Origin of the sequence: Caulobacter hibisci, assembly GCF_016135805.1 — a bacterium.
In the GTDB taxonomy this organism is placed as follows: Bacteria; Pseudomonadota; Alphaproteobacteria; order Caulobacterales; family Caulobacteraceae; genus Caulobacter; species Caulobacter hibisci.
The window spans coordinates 615,203-630,839 of record NZ_JADWOX010000001.1 but is presented as its reverse complement, the minus strand read 5'-3'; the positions used below and the strand labels follow the sequence as shown (position 1 = coordinate 630,839).

General features: G+C 67.3%; 5 protein-coding genes and 1 pseudogene. 1 reads left to right on the top strand and 5 read right to left on the bottom strand.

The genetic code is table 11. The features are described from left to right. Position 1: 1 nt before the first annotated feature. From I4Q42_RS02965 to rpoB, 4 genes and pseudogenes are all read right to left on the bottom strand, one after another. Positions 2-1,655 (bottom strand): annotated as a pseudogene (locus I4Q42_RS02965) (methyl-accepting chemotaxis protein). Positions 1,656-1,919: 264 nt separating this feature from the next. Next, on the bottom strand, positions 1,920-2,453 hold the full coding sequence (locus I4Q42_RS02960; RefSeq protein ID WP_198574556.1) for a hypothetical protein: 534 nt from the start codon (positions 2,451-2,453) through the stop codon (positions 1,920-1,922). Positions 2,454-2,565: 112 nt separating this feature from the next. Continuing rightward, positions 2,566-6,756, bottom strand: coding sequence for a DNA-directed RNA polymerase subunit beta' (gene rpoC / locus I4Q42_RS02955; protein WP_198574555.1), 4,191 nt, complete (start codon positions 6,754-6,756; stop codon positions 2,566-2,568). 98 nt (positions 6,757-6,854) lie between these two features. Next, complete coding sequence (gene rpoB / locus I4Q42_RS02950; protein WP_198574554.1) at positions 6,855-10,925, bottom strand: DNA-directed RNA polymerase subunit beta; 4,071 nt, start codon at positions 10,923-10,925, stop codon at positions 6,855-6,857. Between the two features lie 355 nt (positions 10,926-11,280). Between rpoB and I4Q42_RS02945 the strand changes: the two genes are divergently transcribed. Then, on the top strand, positions 11,281-12,993 hold the full coding sequence (locus I4Q42_RS02945; RefSeq protein WP_198574553.1) for a tetratricopeptide repeat-containing glycosyltransferase family protein: 1,713 nt from the start codon (positions 11,281-11,283) through the stop codon (positions 12,991-12,993). A 244-nt stretch (positions 12,994-13,237) separates the two neighbouring features. On the opposite strand, the gene I4Q42_RS02940 is transcribed toward I4Q42_RS02945, so the two are convergent. Next, positions 13,238-15,592, bottom strand: a complete 2,355-nt coding sequence (locus tag I4Q42_RS02940) for a glycoside hydrolase family 31 protein (protein ID WP_198574552.1) — start codon at positions 15,590-15,592, stop codon at positions 13,238-13,240. Positions 15,593-15,637: the final 45 nt, after the last annotated feature.

Genomic DNA, 15,637 nt, shown 5'->3' with positions numbered 1-15,637 from the left:
CTTAACCGGCGCGGCGCTGCTGGGCGCCGACCGGGCTGGTGCGGAAGCGGGCGACCATGCCCGAGAGCTCGTCGGCCGCCGAGACGAGGTTGCGGCTGTCGCCGGCCGAGCGGCTGATCAGGGCGGCGTTGCGCTGGGCGCCCTGGTCCATCTGGTTGACGGCGGTGTTGACCTGCGACAGGCCCGCCGACTGTTCCTGGGCGCCGGCGGCGATCTCGCTGACGATGCCGTCGATGGCCTCGACCTGGGCGACGATCTTCTGCAGCGCCTCGCCGGTGCGGCCCACCAGCTTCACCCCGGCCTCGACCTGACGGGCGCTGTCGGCGATGTGGACCTTGATCTCCTTGGCCGCCTCGGCCGAGCGCTGGGCCAGCGCGCGGACTTCCTGGGCGACGACCGCGAAGCCCTTGCCCGCATCCCCGGCGCGGGCCGCCTCGACGCCGGCGTAGAGCCAGAAGGTTGGTCTGGAAGGCGATCTCGTCGATGACGCCGACGATCTGGCCGACCTGGCGCGACGAGGCCTCGACGCCGCCGATGGCGGCGATGGTGTCCTTCACGACGCTGCGCGAGCGGCCGGCCTCGGCCTGGGCTTCACGGACGGCCTCGTGGGCCCCGCGCGCGCCCTCGGCGGTGCGACGGACGGTGACGGTGACCTCGTCCAGCGCCGCGGCGGTCTCTTCGAGGCTGGCGGCCTGCTGCTCGGTGCGGTTGGAAATGTCGGACGAGGCGTCGGCGATGGCGCCGGCCCCGGCGTTCAGCGTGCCGACGGCGTCGACCACGGCGCTCATGGCCGTCTCCAGGCGTTCGACGGCCTGGTTGAAGTCGCTGCGCAGACCCTCGTAGTCATGGGCGAAGGGCTGCTCGAGGCGCACGGTCAGGTCGCCGTTCGACAGGCGCTCCAGGCCGTGGGCCAGGCTGTCGACGACCAGGCCCTGCTCGCGGGCGGCGCGGGCGTCGCGGGCCTGGGCGGCGGCGCGCTCGGCCTCGCTCTGGTCGCGATGGCTGGCGGCGTCGGCCTCGATGCGCTGCTTGGCCTCGGCGTCGTCGCGGAAGGCGTGGACGGCGTCGGCCATCAGGCCGATGTCGTCGCGGCGGCCGGCGAACGGCAGGGCCACCGACAGGTCGCCCTTCATCAGCCGGGCCATGGCCTCGCGCAGGGTCTTCAGCGGCGACAGCTGGCGGCGCACGGTCACGACCGAGGCGACGCCGCCGGCCAGGCCCAGCACCAGGCCGGCCACGCCAAGCCAGGCCAGCTGGCGATAGACGGGACCGAAATAGTCGGCCTTGGGCACGCCGACGAACATCACGCCGATCACCTGGCCCGAGGCGTCCTTGATCGGGTCGTAGGCGACGAAGTAGTCGCGCTTGAGGATCTGGGTCTCGCCGCGATAGGCCTCGCCGCGACCGAGCACGGCCTCATAGACCGGGCCCTTGGCCAGGGTGGTGCCGACGGCGCGCGAGCCGTCCGGCTTCTCGACATTGGTGGTGATCCGGGTGTCGCCCATGAACACGGTGGCCACGCCCCCGGCCAGGGCCTTGACCCGGTCGACGCCGGCCAGGTCGCCGTTGAGGGCGTGATCGCCGACCAGCAGTTGGTCGCCCTCGCGGTGGAACGCCTGGCCCTGGCGGCCGATGACGTCCCAGGCCACGCGCATGCTGGTTTCCTGCTGGGCCACGGCCTGGCGCTTGGCGAAGCCGAGCGAGCTCCAGGCGACGACGCCCAGGAGACCGGCCAGCAGGACGGCGAAAGCCGCGGCGATGGTCAGGCTGACCTTGGTGGAGATGTCCGAGCGCATGGGGTCCGGGCGATAAGGAGACTTTCACCCCTTATCGACCGTCCCGCTGAAATTTTCATTTAACGCACTGAAATAACGCGAGTCTTTTTGCGATAGATCATTTTCTATCGAAGGTTGCTCAAATCAGCGCGCCGCACCGGCAACACCCGCTGGACGGGTCTGGCGACCGTTGCAGGCCCGTTTCCAGGCGTCCCAGTAGGCGCCGTCGATGTCCATGCAGCCCGCCTGGTTGAAGGCGATCTCGGCCTCGTCCGGATTCACGTCGCGCTCGCCGAGATATTTCAGCACCAGGGCCCGGCACTGCGGCCGCGCCCTCGGCGACAGCGCGTCCTGCTCCTCGACCAGCTCCATGCCGTCGGCAAACTTCGCCGGGCGGACCACGAAACCGACCCAGCGCTGACCCGGCTCGGCCGCGTCGAAGCAGACCGACCGCCCCTCCCCCTCGACCTCGCTGATCACCAGGTCGCGGATCTCCACGCTCCCCGGCGTGGAAAAGGTCTTGCTGGCCTGGGCCAAGGCGGCGTCGACCAGCGGCCTGTCGGCGGCGGCGAAGCCGTCCGACGGCTTGGGCTTGGACTTGGAGGCCGGCTCGGGCGCGCAGGCGGCCAGGGCCAGCCCCGTCAGAAGCGCGACGGCGCCGAGTGCTTCGCGAACCATGGATGTCCCCCGACATCCGACTGCACACCGCGGTCGTGAAAAACAAAAGAGCGGCCGGGTTTCCCCGACCGCTCCTTGCTTAGCACAACCTGCGAGGCTGTCTCCTGGCCGATTACTCGGCGTCAGAGAGCGCGATCTCGGCCGGCAGCGGCTCCATCGCTTCTTCGCGCTGCTGGGCCAGCTGCTCGTCGCGCTTGGCGGCGACGCGCTGCAGGCTGCGCAGGTAGGAACCCGTACCGGCGGGGATCAGACGACCCACGATGACGTTTTCCTTCAGGCCTTCCAGGGTGTCGGTCTTGCCGTGCACCGAGGCTTCGGTCAGGACGCGGGTCGTTTCCTGGAACGACGCGGCCGAGATGAAGCTCTTGGTCTGCAGCGAGGCCTTGGTGATGCCGAGCAGCACCGGCTGGGTCACAGCCGGACGACCGCCGCGAGCAACCGCCTTGTCCTGTTCCTTGTCGAAGTCCGGCTTATCAAGGTGATCGCCCTTGATCAGGCCGGTGTCGCCGGGCTCGAGGATCTCGACCTTCTGCAGCATCTGACGAACGATCGTCTCGATGTGCTTGTCGTTGATCGGCACGCCCTGCAGACGATAGACCTCCTGGATCTCGTCGACGAGGAAGTTGGCCAGGGCCTCGACGCCCAGGATGCGCAGGATGTCGTGCGGATCCGGGTTGCCGTCGATGATGTACTCGCCGCGCGTGATGAAGTCGCCATCATGCACCGCGATGTGCTTGCCCTTCGGGATCAGGAACTCGACCGCTTCGCCCTGGTTGCCGTCTGCGTCGACTTCCGGGGTGATCTTGATGCGGCGCTTGTTCTTGTAATCCTTGCCGAATTCGACACGGCCGTCCATTTCCGCGATGACCGCGCAGTCCTTCGGACGGCGGGCTTCGAAGAGTTCGGCGACGCGCGGCAGACCACCGGTGATGTCCCGGGTCTTGGCGCCTTCGGTCGGGATACGGGCGATGACCTCACCCGGCTTCACTTCGTCGCCGTCGGCCACCGAGAGAATGGCGCCGACCGACAGGAGGTAACGAGCCTCGCCGCCGTTCGACAGACGCTTGTAGCTGCCGTCCTCGGCCAGCACGCCCATGGCCGGACGCAGGTCCGAACCGCGGGCCGACGCGCGCCAGTCGGCGATGACACGCTGGGCGATGCCCGTCGCTTCGTCGACTTCTTCGCGGACCGAGAAGCCGTCCACCAGGTCTTCGGCGCGGATGCGGCCGCCAACTTCGGTGATGATCGGCGTGGTGTAGGGGTCCCAGTCGGCCAGACGCTGGCCGCGCTTCACGGTGTCGCCGTCCTTGATCTTCAGGCGAGCGCCGTACGGCGGCTTGTAGTTCTCGCGTTCCTTGCCGTCGACCAGCACGCTCACCGAGGTGTTGCGGCTCATGACGATCAGGGCGCCGTCCGAAGCCACGACCGTGGCGCCGCTGACGCGAGCCACACCGTCGTTGCTGCTTTCGAAGAACGACTGCTCGGCCACCTGGGCCGTGCCGCCGATGTGGAACGTACGCATGGTCAGCTGCGTGCCGGGCTCACCGATCGATTGGGCGGCGATGACGCCGACCGCTTCGCCGATGTTCACCGGGGTGCCGCGGGCCAGGTCGCGGCCGTAGCAGGCGCCGCAGACGCCGATCTTGGCTTCGCAGGTCAGGACCGAGCGGACCTTCACCGACTGGACGGCCGCCGCCTCGATGGCGTCGGCGATGTTCTCGTCGATGTAGGTGTCGGCCGGAACCACCAGCTCGCCGGTGCTCGGGTTCTTGATGTCCTCGGCCGAGAAGCGGCCCAGGACCCGCAGGCCCAGCGAAACGAGCACGTCGCCGCCTTCGACGACGGCGTGCAGGGTGATGCCCCGCGTGGTGCCGCAGTCTTCCTCGACGATGATGCAGTCCTGCGCGACGTCGACCAGACGACGGGTCAGGTAACCCGAGTTGGCGGTCTTCAGCGCGGTGTCGGCCAGACCCTTACGGGCGCCGTGGGTGGAGTTGAAGTACTCCTGAACGGTCAGGCCTTCCTTGAAGTTCGAGACGATCGGGGTCTCGATGATCTCGCCGGAGGGCTTGGCCATCAGGCCGCGCATGCCGCCCAGCTGCTTCATCTGGGCTTGCGAACCACGGGCGCCGGAGTGGGCCATCATGTAGATGGCGTTGATTTCCTTCTCGCGGCCGTTCTCGTCCTTATGCTTCGTCTGAAGCTCGGCCATCATCTCGTCGGCGACGCGATCGGTGGCCTTGGCCCAGGCGTCAACGACCTTGTTGTACTTCTCACCCTTGGTGATCAGGCCGTCGGCGTACTGCTGCTCATATTCCTCGGCCAGGGCGCGCGTCTCGGCGACGATCGCTTCCTTGCGCTTCGGAATGATGATGTCGTCCTTGCCGAACGAGATGCCGGCCTTGGCGGCTTCCTTGAAGCCCAGGCCCATGACCTGGTCGGCGAAGATCACCGTCGCCTTCTGACCGCAGTGGCGGTAGACGATGTCGATGAGGTTGCCGATTTCCTTCTTGGTCAGCGCCTTCTCGATCAGTCGGTGACCGATCGCGGGGTGGCGCGGCAGCAGGGCGGCGATCTTCATGCGGCCCGGGGTGGTGTCGATCACGCGGCGACGCGCCACGCCATCGGACTCCACTTCGGTGAAGCGCGACTTGATCTTGGCGTGCAGCGACACGACGCCGGCGTCCATGGCCGCTTCGATTTCGCCCAGGTCCGAGAAGATCTTGCCTTCGCCCGGCTCGCCGTCACGGGCGACCGACAGGTAGTACAGGCCCAGGACGATGTCCTGCGACGGCACGATGATCGGGCGACCGTTGGCGGGCGACAGGATGTTGTTGGTCGACATCATCAGGACGCGCGCTTCCAGCTGGGCCTCGAGGCTCAGCGGGACGTGAACGGCCATCTGGTCGCCGTCGAAGTCGGCGTTGAAGGCGGCGCAGACCAGCGGGTGCAGCTGGATGGCCTTGCCCTCGATCAGCTTCGGCTCGAACGCCTGGATGCCCAGACGGTGAAGCGTCGGCGCGCGGTTCAGCAGGACCGGGTGCTCGCGGATGACCTCTTCGAGGATGTCCCACACCTGGGGCTGTTCGCGCTCGACCATGCGCTTGGACTGCTTGACGGTGCCCGACAGGCCCTTGGCGTCCAGGCGCGCATAGATGAACGGCTTGAACAGCTCGAGAGCCATCTTCTTGGGCAGGCCGCACTCGTGCAGCTTCAGGTCCGGACCAACGACGATGACCGAACGACCCGAATAGTCGACGCGCTTGCCGAGCAGGTTCTGACGGAAGCGGCCTTGCTTGCCCTTCAGCATGTCGGCCAGCGACTTCAGCGGGCGCTTGTTGGCGCCCGTGATGACGCGACCGCGACGGCCGTTGTCGAACAGGGCGTCGACCGACTCTTGCAGCATCCGCTTTTCGTTGCGGATGATGATGTCGGGCGCGCGCAGCTCGATCAGGCGCTTGAGGCGGTTGTTACGGTTGATGACCCGGCGATAGAGGTCGTTCAGGTCCGACGTGGCGAAGCGGCCGCCGTCCAGCGGCACCAGCGGACGCAGTTCCGGCGGGATGACCGGAACGACCGTCAGCACCATCCACTCGGGACGGTTGCCCGACTCCTGGAAGGCTTCCAGGATCTTCAGGCGCTTGCTGAACTTCTTCTGCTTCATGTCCGACACGGTGCCGGCCAGTTCCTCGCGCAGACGCTCGGCCTCTTTCTCGAGGTCGATGGCCTTCAGCAGGTTCTGGACGGCCTCGGCGCCGATCTCGGCCGTGAAGCTGTCGTCGCCGTACTCGTCCTGAGCGCGGATGTAGTCGTCTTCCGACAGCAGCTGGTGCTGCTTCAGCGGGGTCAGGCCCGGCTCGGTGATGATGTAGTATTCGAAGTACAGGACGCGCTCGATGTCCTTCAGCGGCATGTCGAGCATCATGGCGATGCGCGAGGGCAGCGACTTCAGGAACCAGATGTGGGCGACCGGCGAGGCCAGCTCGATGTGACCCATGCGCTCGCGACGGACGCGGGCGAGGGTGACTTCGACGCCGCACTTTTCGCAGATGATGCCCTTGTACTTCATGCGCTTGTACTTGCCGCACAGGCATTCGTAGTCCTTGGTCGGGCCAAAGATACGGGCGCAGAACAGACCGTCACGCTCGGGCTTGAACGTGCGGTAGTTGATGGTTTCCGGCTTCTTGATCTCGCCGAACGACCACGAGCGGATCTTTTCCGGCGAGGCGAGCGAGATACGGATCTGGTCGAAGGTCGGCGTGGCCTGGACCGGATTGAAGATGTTCAGGACTTCCTGGTTCATCTTGGTTCCTTCTGCGGGATTGCCCGCGAAAATTCTAAGTCAGAGAGCGGCTGAAGAGGGCCCCTCCCCCGCCTTCAGGCGGGAGAGGGAGATCCGGATCAGCTGTTCTCCAGCTCGACGTTCAGGCCGAGCGAGCGCATTTCCTTGACCAGCACGTTGAAGCTTTCCGGGATACCGGCTTCGAACGTGTCGTCGCCGCGGACGATGCTCTCGTAGACCTTGGTCCGGCCGGCTACGTCGTCGGACTTCACCGTCAGCATTTCCTGCAGGGTGTAGGCCGCGCCGTAGGCTTCCAGAGCCCACACTTCCATTTCCCCGAAGCGCTGACCGCCGAACTGGGCCTTGCCGCCCAGCGGCTGCTGGGTGACCAGCGAGTACGGACCGATCGAACGGGCGTGGATCTTGTCGTCGACCAGGTGGTGCAGCTTCAGCATGTAGATGTAGCCGACCGTGACCGGACGCTTGAACTGCTCGCCGGTGGTGCCGTCGAACAGGATCGACTGACCCGACGAAGCCACGCCAGCCATCTCGAGATGGCTCTCGATGTCCTCGATGCGAGCGCCGTCGAACACCGGGGTGGCGATCGGAACGCCCTTGCCCAGGTTCTTGGCCAGCTCGACCAGGTCTTCCTCGGTGTCCGGCAGCTCTTCGTCCGGGCCGTAGACGTCACGCAGACGTTGGACCAGGGCGTCCTTCTGGCCGCCGTGCTGCCAGTCCTCGAGCAGACCGGTGATCTGCTTGCCGAGGTTGGCGCAGGCCCAGCCCAGGTGGGTTTCGAAGATCTGACCGACGTTCATGCGCGAAGGCACGCCCAGCGGGTTCAGCACGAGGTCCACGTGGGTGCCGTCGGCGAGGAACGGCATGTCCTCGATCGGCAGGATGCGCGAGATGACGCCCTTGTTGCCGTGACGGCCGGCCATCTTGTCGCCCGGCTGAAGCTTGCGCTTCACGGCCACGAAGACCTTGACCATCTTCATGACGCCCGGGGGCAGTTCGTCGCCGCGCTGCAGCTTGTCGACCTTGTCTTCGAAACGACGGTCGAGGCGCTTGCGGTTCTCGTCGAACAGGCGGCGCAGGCTTTCCAGTTCGCCCATCGCCTTCTCGTCGTCGAGGGCGATCTGCCACCACAGGCCCGAGGCCACCGAGGCCAGGCCTTCAGCGGTGATCTCGCCGCGCGACAGGCCCTTCGGACCCGACAGCGCGTTCTTACCGATCAGCAGGTCCTTCAGGCGGCCCGAGATGTTGCGGTTCAGGATCGCGAACTCGTCGTCGCGGTCCTTGCCCAGACGGTCGATTTCCGAGCGTTCGATCGCCAGGGCGCGTTCGTCCTTGTCGACGCCGTGACGGTTGAACACGCGCACGTCGACGATCGTGCCGGCGACGCCCGGGGGCAGGCGCAGGCTCGTGTCGCGGACGTCGGAAGCCTTCTCGCCGAAGATGGCGCGCAGCAGCTTCTCTTCCGGGGTCATCGGGCTTTCGCCCTTCGGCGTCACCTTGCCGACCAGGATGTCGCCCGGCTGGACTTCGGCGCCGATGGCCACGATGCCGGCCTCGTCGAGGTTGCGCAGGGCTTCCTCGCCGACGTTCGGGATGTCGCGGGTGATTTCTTCCGGACCGAGCTTGGTGTCGCGGGCCATGACTTCGAATTCCTCGATGTGGATCGAGGTGAAGACGTCGTCACGGACGATGCGCTCGGAGATCAGGATCGAGTCTTCGAAGTTGTAGCCGTTCCAGGGCATGAACGCGACGAGCGCGTTGCGGCCCAGGGCCAGTTCGCCCAGCTCCGTCGACGGACCGTCGGCGATGATGTCGCCGGCGCTGATCTTGTCGCCCACGCGGACCAGCGGACGCTGGTTGATGCAGGTCGACTGGTTCGAGCGCTGGAACTTCGACATCCGATAGATGTCGACGCCCGAGCGGGCCGCGTCGGTTTCTTCGGTGGCGCGCACGACGATACGCGTGCCGTCGATCTGCTCGACGACGCCGGTGCGCTTGGCGATGACCACGGCGCCCGAGTCACGAGCCACGACCGCTTCCATGCCGGTGCCCACGAGCGGGGCGTCCGACTGGACGAGCGGCACGGCCTGACGCTGCATGTTCGAACCCATGAGGGCGCGGTTGGCGTCGTCGTTTTCCAGGAACGGGATCAGGGCGGCGGCCACCGACACGACTTGGCGCGGCGACACGTCCATCAGGTCCACCGTCTCCTTTTGCAGGAGGGTCGGTTCGCCGTTGATGCGGCCCGGAACCAGGTCTTCGAGGATCTCGCCTTCGACGACCTTGATGTTCGACTGGGCGATGACGTGCTTGGATTCCTCCATCGCCGACATGTAGACGACTTCGTCCATCGGCTTGCCGTCCTTCACGCGACGGTACGGGCTCTCGATGAAGCCGTACTTGTTCACGCGGGCGTGGGTGGCGAGCGAGTTGATCAGACCGATGTTCGGGCCTTCCGGCGTTTCAATCGGGCAGATCCGGCCGTAGTGGGTCGGGTGAACGTCGCGGACTTCGAAGCCAGCGCGTTCGCGGGTCAGACCGCCCGGGCCGAGGGCCGAGAGACGACGCTTGTGGGTGATTTCCGACAGCGGGTTCGTCTGGTCCATGAACTGCGACAGCTGCGAGGAGCCGAAGAATTCACGAACGGCGGCAGCGGCCGGCTTCGCGTTGATCAGGTCGTGCGGCATGACGGTGTCGATATCGACCGACGACATGCGTTCCTTGATCGCCCGTTCCATGCGGAGCAGGCCGACGCGGTATTGGTTTTCCAGCAGCTCGCCGACCGAACGCACCCGGCGGTTGCCGAGGTTGTCGATGTCGTCGATTTCGCCGCGACCGTCGCGCAGGCCGACCAGCAGCTTCAGCACGGCCAGAACGTCGTCCTTGCGCAGCACGCGGACTTCGTCCGAGACGTCCTGCTCGAGGCGCATGTTCATCTTCACGCGGCCCACCGACGACAGGTCGTAGCGCTCGGCGTCGAAGAACAGCGACTTGAACATCGCTTCGGCGGCTTCGACGGTCGGCGGCTCGCCCGGACGCATGACGCGATAGATGTCGAACAGCGCGTCTTCGCGGACGGCGTTCTTGTCCACGCGCAGGGTGTTGCGCATGTAGGCGCCGACCGTGACGTGGTCGATGTCCAGCACGTCGATGGTGCTGAAGCCTTGGTCGGCCAGGGCCTGGATCGTCGGGACGTCCAGCTCGTCGCCGGCTTCGGCGTAGATCTCGCCGGTCTCGAAGTTGACGGCGTCACGGGCCAGGTAGCGGCCGGTCAGGGCTTCCGGACCGAGCAGCAGGGTCTTGAGACCCGCGTCGGCGAACTTCTTGGCGTTGCGGGCGCTGATCTTCTGGCCGGCCGGAGCGATCTCTTCGCCTGTGTCGGCGTCGATCAGGGCGACTTCCGGCTTCACGCCGCGCCAGCGCTCGGCCTTGTACGGGGTGGCCCAGCCGTCGCCGCGCTTCTCGAACGGGACGACGTCGTAGAACGTGGTCAGGATCTCTTCGCCGTCCATGCCCAGGGCATAGAGGAAGGTCGTGGCCGGCAGCTTGCGGCGACGGTCGATACGGACGTAGACGATGTCCTTGGCGTCGAACTCGAAGTCGAGCCACGAACCGCGGTACGGGATCACGCGGGCGGCGAACAGCAGCTTGCCCGAGGCGTGGGTCTTGCCCTTGTCGTGATCGAAGAACACGCCCGGCGAGCGGTGCATCTGCGAGACGATGACGCGCTCGGTGCCGTTGACGATGAAGGTGCCCTTGTCGGTCATGAGCGGGATATCGCCCATGTAGACGTCCTGCTCCTTGATGTCCTTGACGGACCGGGCGCCGGTTTCTTCTTCGGTTTCGAACACGATCAGGCGCAGCTTGACCTTCAGCGGCGCGGCGAAGGTCATGTCGCGCTGAATGCACTCTTCGACGTCGTACTTCGGCTCTTCGAACTCGTACGAGACGTATTCGAGAACGGCGCGTTCGTTGAAGTCCTTGATCGGGAACACCGACTTGAAGACCGCCTCGACGCCTTCGTCGCGGCGTTGGCCCGGACGGACCTCGCGCTGAAGGAACTGCTCGTAGGAGGAGCGCTGAACCTCGATGAGGTTCGGCATCTGCACAGCTTCGGGGATGCGGCCGAACGACTTCCGGATCCGCTTCTTGCCGGTGAAGGATTGCGCCATGTTTTTTCCCTGCGGCGCGGACGGAATCCGCGCGTGAATTCGAATGCCTCGGCGTCCACCCTCGCCGCTCCCCTGGTCGGAGAGCGTCGGACGCTGGAATTCCCCTAGCGAGCGACCGGGACCGGAAGCTCGATGGGCGCCCCTTCGCGCGGATCGGAGGGCGGCTGATCGCGCCTCGGGGCGTTGAAGGGCGGACGTGCGTGGACGCACTCCGCCGAAATGTCTTCGTGAACGGGCGGATATAGGGGATCGAAGCGAGGATGGAAAGGGGGAAATAGCGCCCCATTCGTCGGCGAGGTTCCGTTTTATGCTCGACAGCCTTCGTCACGGCCGTCGTTCGTCGCCAAGGATCCGCATGCCCCCCGCCAAGCTGAGGCCCAGCGCCGCGACCACGCTCGTCTCGCCGATGCAGCGGATCGCCGACCGGATCGACGAGGTCTCGCCCGCTCCGCGCCAGCTGATGATCGCCGCCAGCTCCGACCTGGCGGCCGGCGACTTCCAGGCGGCCGAGCGCAAGGCCATGGCCGCCGCCCCGCAGGGCGGGCCGCTGGCCCTGCGGCTGCTGGGCTTCATCTATGAACGCTGGGGCCAGCTGCCCAAGGCCTTCACCGCCTACCAGGCCGCCCACAAGCTGTGGCCGGACGACGTCGACGGCGTGCGCGACCTGGCCCGGCTGGCCCGGCGGCTGGGGCAGCCGGCCCTGGCGGCCGACCTGCTGACCCGAGTGCGCGTCGCCGCCCCCGGCGACCTGGCCGACGCCCAGGACCTGGCCTCGACCCTGCGCGACCTCGACCGCTTCGACGACGCCCTGAGGGTGGTGCGCGAGGCCATGGTCCTGGCCCCGGAGGACCCCAATCTGTGGAGCCTGCTCGGCTCGATCGCCACCCAGCGGGGCGACGACGAGGACGCCAAGGTGTTCCACGACGAGGCCGCCCGCCTGGGACCGCGCGAAATCCCGGTGCTGGCCAACGCCGCCATCGCCCGCCTCGACGTCGGCGACGCGGCCGGCGCCCTGGCCGCCTGCGACGCGGCCCTGGCCGCCTCTCCCAGCCAGCCCCAGGCCGCATCGATCCGCATGACCCGGGCCTTCGCCCAGCTGTGCCTGGGGGACATCGCCGGCGGCTGGGCCGACTACGCCGCCCGCCTGCTGCCCGAGCGGCGCGAAGCCATGGCCTTTGACATCGCCGGCGCGCGGTGGACGCCCGAGCGGCCGCTGCGGGGCCTGTCTCTCTTGCTGGTCGGCGAGCAGGGGCTGGGCGACGAGGTGATGTTCGGATCGCTGCTGCCCGACCTGCTGTCGGCGCTGGGTCCGTCCGGCCGTCTGGCCCTGGCGGTCGAGCCGCGCCTGGTGTCGCTGTTCGCCCGCGGCTTTCCCGGCGTGCGGGTGATCCCTCACACCAGCACCAGCCTGGCCGGCCGGACCACCCGCAGCGCCCCGGAGGCCGGCGCCTGCGACGCCTGGGCGCCGATGGGAGCCCTGCTGCCGCTGCTGCGCCCGAGCGCCGATCGCTTCGCGCCGCGCGCCTTCCTGTCGCCCGATCCGGACCGCCTCGCCCATTGGCGCGACTGGCTGGCGAGCCTGGGCCCCGGCCGCAAGGTCGGCGTCATGTGGCGCAGCCGGCTGATGAACGGCCTGCGCAACCGCCGCTTCGCCCCGTTCGAGACCTGGACGCCGGTGCTGCGCACGCCCGGCGCGGTGTTCGTCAATCTGCAGTATGGCGGCCCCGAGCCCGAACTGGCCAAGGCCGCCGCTATGGGCCTCGACATCCGCACCCCGCCGGGCCTGGACCTGATGCAGGACCTCGAAGGCGTCGCGGCCCTGACCTGCGCGCTCGACATGGTCATCAGCCCGATGACCGCCACCAGCAACATCGCCGCCGCCTGCGGCGTCGAGACCTGGATCATCGCCTCCAACCCGCCCTGGCCGATGCTGGGGACCGGCGGCTATCCCTGGTACCCGAACGTGCGGGCTTTCGCGCCGGAGGGGGCCGATGACTGGGGGCCGCGGCTGGAGGAGGTGGCGGGGGCGTTGGCGGAGCGGCTTGATGGAAAACCCCTCTCTCTTTGAGAGAGGGAGGGGCCCGCCGCCGGAGGCGGTGGGAGGGTGAGAGGTTTTACCGTCGGCAGGAAAACCCGATTCCGGCGCTTGCAAACGGCACGGCCCCGAGACGACTTTCGTGCGCCCTATCCGCGCTCAGTTCGGAGAGCGCGTAACCTCTCACCCTCCCACCGCCTCCGGCGGCGGGCCCCTCCCTCTCTCTCAGAGAGAGGGAATAAAAAAGGGGAGGACGTTTCCGCCCTCCCCTCGTCTCTTACTTCACCACCTGGACCGCGGCCTGGGCCTGGGCCGCCAGGGCCTTGTCGCCCGTGGCGGTCAGCTTGCCGGCCTTGTCGTCCCAGCGCAGCTTCACCGTCTTGCCGACGCCCTTCTCGTAGGCGTTGGTGACGCCGTCGTCGTCATAGAGCGAGAACTCCGCGTCGGCGCCCGGCCAGACCTTCACGGCGCTGAGGGCCTGGGTCTGGCGGGTGTTGAGGATCGGCGCGCCCATCGGCACGATCGACCCGGCGCGAACGAACAGCGGGATGGTGTCGATCGGCGCCTTCACATGCACCGTCTGGCCGCCCGTGTACTTCTGGTTGGTCCAGTAGTCGTACCAGTCGGCGCCGGCCGGCAGGTAGACGTCGCGCTCGGTCACGCCCTGGTCGGTGACCGGGGCCACCAGGAAGGCCGGGCCGAACATGTACTGGTCGCCGATGTTGGCCACCTTCGGGTCGTTCGGGAAGTCCATGAACAGGCCGCGCATGAACGGCGCGCCGGTGTCGTAGGTCGTCTTGCCCATCGAGTAGAGGTACGGCATCAGCGCGTAGCGCAGCTTGACGTACTTGGTCAGGACGGCCTCGGCCTCCTTGCCGAACGACCACAGCTCGGCCTCCTTGCGCATGCCGTGCACGCGCAGGGTCGGGGTGAAGACGCCGTACTGGAACCAGCGGGTGAACAGCTCGGGATAGTCGTTGTTCTGGCCGACCACGTCGCGGGCGTCGGACGGATTCAGCAGCGGCGGCTTGGTCGCCGTCGTGGTTTGCGGCAGCCACTGCCAGCCGCCGATGTCGTTGCCCCAATAGGCCAGACCCGAAGCGGTGAAGTTCAGGCCCGTCGGCACCTGGCGCTTGAGGGTTTCCCAGGTCGGCTTGATGTCGGACGACCAGAACAGCGAGCCGTTGCGCTGGGCGCCCGTATACGCGGCGCGGGCCAGGATCAGGTTGCGCTTGTCGGGACGGTCGCGGCGCGAGCCGTCGGCGGCCAGCTGGGCGTGCATCAGCGGGAAGGCGTTGCGGATGCGGTCGCCCGAGCCGGCGTGGAAGAAGAAGCCCGACGGCACGAGATCCGGCTCGGTCTCGTCCAGCCACAGCCAGTCGAAGCCCTGCGAGAGGATGTTGTCGCGGATCTTGCCCCAGAACCACTCGCGGGCCTCGGGGTTGGTGGTGTCGATCAGGGCGCCCGTGCGATCGCTGCGGAACGGCAGGCCGTCGACGACCTTGCCGTCGGCGTCCCTCAGGAAATAGCCCTTGTCGGCCATGTAGTTGAAGTAGCGGCCTTCCTGCTCGAAGCGGGGCCAGACGCTGATGATGGTCTCGACGCCGCGGTCGTGCAGCGTCTTGTTCATGCCGGCCGGGTCGGGGAAGGCCTTGGGATCGATGTCGATCTGGCCCATGCGGGTCCAGTGGAACCAGTCCAGCACCATGATGTCGAGCGGCAGCTGGCGCTTCTGGTAGCCGTCGGCCACGGCCATGAATTCGGCCTGGCTCTCGTAGCGGGCCTTGGACTGGATGTAGCCGAAGGCGGCCTTGGGCGGCAGCGGGGTGACGCCGGTCAGGGCGCGGTAGCCGGCATAGATCTCGTCGGTGGTCTTGCCGGTAATGACGAAGAACGACACCCGCTCGCCGACATTGCTCTGCCACAGGGTGCGGCCGTTGACGCCCGGATAGATCTTGGTGGCCGACGGGTTGTCCCAGAGAATGCCGTAGCCCTTGGAGGTCACCAGGAACGGCACGCAGACGGTCTCGCCGTGCGGGGCGTCGTAGTCGTGCTTGCAGTCGACGGTGCGGCCGCGCAGGTCGAGCGTCGTCTCCTGCTCCTGGTTCTGGCCCAGGCCGTAGAAGTGCTCGTCGTGCGTGGTCGAGAAGGTGGCGCCGGCGCGATAGGTCTTCTCGCCGCTGACGACGTGGGGCGACATCTCCCAGCCTTCCATGTCGACCAGCGAGGTCCCGTCGGCCTTGCGGACCTTGATCGAGACCGGCGGCAGGGAGGGGGCGAAATAGCGCTCCTGCAGGCTGGGCGCGCCCGGCCACGGCTGGGCGACGACTTCCAGCGACAGGTCCGACGAGGTGAAAATGTCGGCGCCGGCCTTCTGGTCGTGGCGCCAGCCCTTGTCGCTGGGCGCGCCGTTGATCCCGTAGCCGGGGGCGGCCTTGGCCAGGTCCTTGTCCTGGCTGATGGTCACGCGGATGACGTTGGGGGCGTAGGTCTCGACCGAGACATAGGAGCCGTTGCGATCGACCGTGGTGGTCGGCGCCGCGACGGCGAGGTTCGCGGCGGCGCTGAGCGCCAGACCCGAAACCAGACTAAAGGCCAGGGCGCGTCGACGCGCTCCGTTGAGCCAGGCCATGCGATTTCCTCCACTAAGTTACCGCTATCATTTCCTGATGCTGGC